The following is a 4,387-nucleotide window of genomic DNA, read 5'->3' on the forward strand; positions in this document are numbered from 1 at the left end:
CACCCCTCCGCTGCCCCGGCCCCGGCCCCGGCCCGCAATGGTCGCTGATCCGTCCCGTCCCGCCGTCCGAACGGAGGTGCGCCGTGCCCGGTGACATCTGGGTGTGGCTGACGTTCGCGCTGCTGCTCGCGGTGATGGGGGCGCGCGCATGGGTGGTCGAGACCGGCCAGGGCCGGCTGGGCCGCACGCCGGTGAAGGTCCAGGTGCTCACCGGCGCGGTCGGTGTGGTGGTCGTCGGGCTGGTCGTGCTGCTGACCGTCGACGGCGGTGCCACGCTGGTGAACATGCTGCTCAACCCGTCGAACACGAGCACCACAGCGCCCGCCGACCCGGCCGCGCCCGGCAACTGACCGGCTGTTCCCGGCGCCGAACGCTGCGATGTGGCTGCCCGGTGCGGCGATCGCCCGCCGTAGCGCAGCGTTCGGCCCGGAGCGCGGGGCGGACCCGCGCTCCGGGCCGGTGGTCAGCTCGACAGGCCGACGGCCACGTACTTGATCTCGAGGAACTCCTCGATGCCGACCGTGCCGCCCTCGCGACCGATGCCGGACTGCTTGACCCCACCGAACGGGGCCGCCGGGTTGGACACCAGGCCGGTGTTGAGCCCGACCATCCCGCTCTCCAGCCGCTCGCAGACCCGCAGCGCGCGGTCGATGTTCTGCGTGTACTGGTAGTTGACCAGGCCGAACTCGGTGCCGTTGGCCAGCGCCAGGGCGTCGTCCTCGTCGGTGAAGGTGGTGATCGGCGCGACCGGTCCGAAGATCTCCTCGCGCTGCAGCCGGGCGTCCCGGGGGACGTCGGCGAGGACGGTCGGCTGGTAGAAGTAGCCGGGGCCGTCCACCGGCTTGCCCCCGATGAGGACCTTCGCGCCGCGCTGCACCGCGTCCTCGACCAACTCGGCCACCTTGTCCCGGCCCTTGGCGTTGATGAGCGGCCCGACCTGCACGCCGTCCTCGGTGCCCCGGCCGACCGTCAGCGCCCCCATCCGCTCGGCCAGCCGGTTCGCGAACTCGCCGGCGAGCGAGCTGTGCACGAGGAACCGGTTGGCCGCGGTGCACGCCTCGCCCATGTTCCGCATCTTCGCGATCATCGCGCCCTCGACCGCGGCGTTGAGGTCGGCGTCGTCGAACACGAGGAAGGACGCGTTGCCGCCGAGCTCCATCGAGGTGCGCAACACGTTGCGTGCGGCCTGCTCGAGCAACTTCTTGCCGACCGGCGTCGACCCGGTGAAGGACAGCTTGCGGGTCCGCTCATCGGTGATGATCGGCTCCATGACCCCGCCGGAGTCGGAGGTCGTGACGATGTTGAGCGCGCCGTCGGGCAGCCCGGCCTCCTGCAGGATCCGCCCGAGCGCCAGCATCGACAGCGGAGTCTCCTGGGCGGGCTTGATCACGACCGCACAGCCGGCTGCGACCGCCGGACCGATCTTGCGGGTGCCCATGGCGAGCGGGAAGTTCCACGGGGTGATGAACACGCTCACCCCGACCGGCTGGCGCATCACCATGAAGCGGCTCGCCCCGTTCGGCGCCACGGCGTAGTCGCCATCGATCCGCACGGCCTCCTCGGCGAACCAGCGGAAGAACTCGGCCGCGTAGGCGATCTCGGCCTTGGACTCGGCGATCGGCTTGCCCATCTCCAGGGTCATGAGCAGGGCGAGATCGTCGATCCGTTCCATGATGAGCGCGAACGCGCGCCGCAGGATCTCCCCGCGCTCGCGGGGGGCCATCGCGGCGAACGACGGCTGGGCGGCGTCGGCGGCGGCCAGCGCGGCGAGACCGTCGTCGACCGAGGCGTCGGCGACCTCGCACAGGACCTTGCCGGTGGACGGGTCCACCACCGGCGCGGTGCGGCCCGACGCGGCCGGGCGCCACTCCCCACCGATCAACAGGTCTTTGCGGACGGCGTCGAGGACGGTCTGCTCACGATCGGAGTTCGTCATGACGGCGATGCTGCCACCGCGGCGGGGACCGCACACCTCCCGGGACGGGGCGAAACCCCGGTGCTGCACGGTGTGTCCCAGGATGGGGCTGTCATCGCGGCACCCGTGGGAGAGGATGAGGCCGTGACGGAAACCCTGACCAGGTTGCCCACCCTGGTACCCCCGCCGGTCGAACTCCCGGAACGGGCCGCCGCGCTGCGCGCCGACGTCCGCGCCTTCCTCGCCGAGGAACGCGCCGCCGGCGCCTGGTACCCGCGCGCCGACGTGTGGCTGTCCGGCTGGGACGAACGGTTCTCCAAGGAACTGGCCGAGCGCGGCTGGCTGGGCATGACCATCCCCACCGAGTACGGCGGGCACGGTGCGTCCCCCCTGGACCGGTACGTGGTGACCGAGGAACTGCTGGCCGCCGGAGCCCCGGTCGCGGCGCACTGGGTCGCCGACCGGCAGATCGGGCCGTCGTTGATGCGCTTCGGTACCGAGGAGCAGCGGCAGAAGTACCTGCCCCGGATCGCCGCGGGGGAGTGCTACTTCGGGATCGGGATGAGCGAGCCGGACTCCGGCTCCGACCTCGCCTCGGTGCGCACCCGGGCGGAGCGTGTCGACGGCGGCTGGGAGCTGACCGGCACGAAGGTGTGGACCTCGGGGGCGCATCACGCGCACGCGTTCTTCGCCCTGGCCCGCAGCGCGCCGCGCGACGACGCCAACCGGCACGCGGGACTGAGCCAGTTCATCGTCGAGCTCAACTCGCCGGGCGTGCAGATCCGGCCGATCCCGCTGCTGACCGGAGCGCACCACTTCAACGAGGTCGTGTTCGACAAGGTGTTCGTGCCGGACTCGATGGTGCTGGGCGAGATCGGTGCGGGCTGGCACCAGGTGACCAGCGAGCTGGCCTTCGAGCGCAGCGGCCCGGAGCGGTTCCTGTCCACCTACCCGCTGCTGCAGGCGCTGGTCGGCGAGATCGTCAGCAGTGAGCTGGACGCCGAAGGGCCGCTTGCGGGCCCGAGCATCGACACCGCAGGGCCGCTTGCGGGCCCGAGCATCGACGCGGGCCGGCGCCGTGACCTGGGCGGGCTGGTGTCGCGGCTGTGGACGCTGCGCCGCATGTCGCTGGCCGTGGCCGGGTCGCTGGAGTCCGGACACGCCCCGGAGCTGGCCGCGGCCGTGGTCAAGGACCTGGGCACCCGCTACGAGAACGAGGTCATCGACGCGGCCCGGCTGCTGGTCGCGATCCCGCCGGACCCGGGGGCGGAGCACGGCTTCGCGCGGCTGCTCGCCGACGCGGTGCTGCACGCGCCCGGGTTCACCCTGCGCGGGGGGACGAACGAGGTGCTGCGCGGGATCGTGGCACGGGGAATGGGGCTGCGGTGAGTGTTGATCAGGAACTCGTCGACCTGGCGGAGTCGATCTTCGCCGACGCCCGGGACGCCGAGCAGACCGGCTTCGACGCCGAGTTGTGGAAGAACCTCGAGCAGACCGGCCTGGCCCGGCTCACGCTGCCGGAGGCGGCCGGGGGCAGCGAGGCGACCCTGCCCGACCTGGCCGCGGTGCTGACCGCCGCCGGGGCTTTCGCGGCCCGGGTACCGCTGGTCGAGACCGACCTGCTTGCCGGCTGGCTCGCCCACGCCGCCGGGCTCGAGGTGCCGTCCGGGCCGCTGACCGCGGTCGCGGGCGCGCTGGAGGTCACGCCGTCCGGCGACGGCGCCCGGGTGGTGGGCACGCTGGCGCGGGTGCCGTGGGCACGGGCGGCCGCCGCGATCGTCGTGCTCAGCGGAGACCACGTCGTCGTGCTCGAGCCGTCCGCGGTGACGATCAGCGAGGGCGTCAACCTCGCCGAGGAGCCGCGCGACACCATCGCCGTGGACGCCACCGTCGCCGCCGGCGCGGTCGGTACCGCCCCTGCGGGGGCCGGCGCCGAGTTCCGGCTGCGCGCGGCACTGGGCCGGGCGCTGCTGCTGGCCGGGGCCGCGCGCGGGGCGCTCGCCGAATCCGTGCGGTACGCGGGGGAACGGGTCCAGTTCGGACGTCCGATCGGGAAGTTCCAGGCGATCCAGCAGCAGCTTGCGCTGGCCGCCGCCGAGGTCGCCGCCGCCGCGGCCGCCACCGCCGCGGCCGCCCGGACCGCCGCCGTGGACGGCTTCGCCGCCGACTCCACCGCGTTCGCCGTCGCGGCCGCCAAGGCGCGGGCCGGGGAGGCCGCAGGCCAGGTGGCGCGGATCGCGCACCAGGTGCACGGCGCGATCGGCTTCACCCGCGAGCACGACCTGCGCCTGGTCACGACCCGGCTGTGGGCCTGGCGCGACGAGGACGGCAGCGACGCGCAGTGGAACGACGAGATCGGCAAGCGGGTCCTCGCCGCCGGCGCCGACGGCCTCTGGCCCCTGGTCACGGGCACGCCCTGACCCAAGCCCGCCCCCGCTCCCCGGTCCTCGGGGCCGGGGCCGGGGCCGGGGC

At 73.7% G+C, this 4,387-nt stretch carries 4 protein-coding genes; 3 read left to right on the forward strand and 1 reads right to left on the reverse strand.

Going from position 1 to position 4,387, the window contains the following annotated elements; translation table 11 throughout:
- Nucleotides 1-350, forward strand: a 350-nt coding sequence (locus HF526_RS34170; RefSeq protein ID WP_211178217.1) for a hypothetical protein, incomplete at its 5' end; no start/stop codon positions are given.
- A 113-nt stretch (nucleotides 351-463) separates the two neighbouring features.
- On the opposite strand, the gene HF526_RS34175 is transcribed toward HF526_RS34170, so the two are convergent.
- Nucleotides 464-1,936 carry an NAD-dependent succinate-semialdehyde dehydrogenase gene (locus HF526_RS34175; protein WP_169385791.1) on the reverse strand — a complete coding sequence of 491 codons (1,473 nt, stop codon included), beginning with the start codon at nucleotides 1,934-1,936 and terminating at the stop codon, nucleotides 464-466.
- Nucleotides 1,937-2,059: 123 nt separating this feature from the next.
- On the opposite strand from HF526_RS34175, the gene HF526_RS34180 reads away from it, so the two are divergent.
- Both HF526_RS34180 and HF526_RS34185 read left to right on the forward strand, forming a co-directional pair.
- Entirely contained in the window at nucleotides 2,060-3,304 is a 1,245-nt protein-coding gene (locus HF526_RS34180) for an acyl-CoA dehydrogenase family protein (RefSeq protein WP_338051942.1), read from the forward strand.
- Nucleotides 3,301-4,335 carry an acyl-CoA dehydrogenase family protein gene (locus HF526_RS34185; RefSeq protein WP_169385792.1) on the forward strand — a complete coding sequence of 345 codons (1,035 nt, stop codon included), beginning with the start codon at nucleotides 3,301-3,303 and terminating at the stop codon, nucleotides 4,333-4,335. Before HF526_RS34180 ends, HF526_RS34185 begins: the two co-directional genes overlap by 4 nt.
- The last annotated feature ends 52 nt before the right edge of the window (nucleotides 4,336-4,387 follow it).

The organism is Pseudonocardia acidicola, from assembly GCF_012911935.1.
GTDB lineage: Bacteria > Actinomycetota > Actinomycetes > Mycobacteriales > Pseudonocardiaceae > Pseudonocardia > Pseudonocardia acidicola.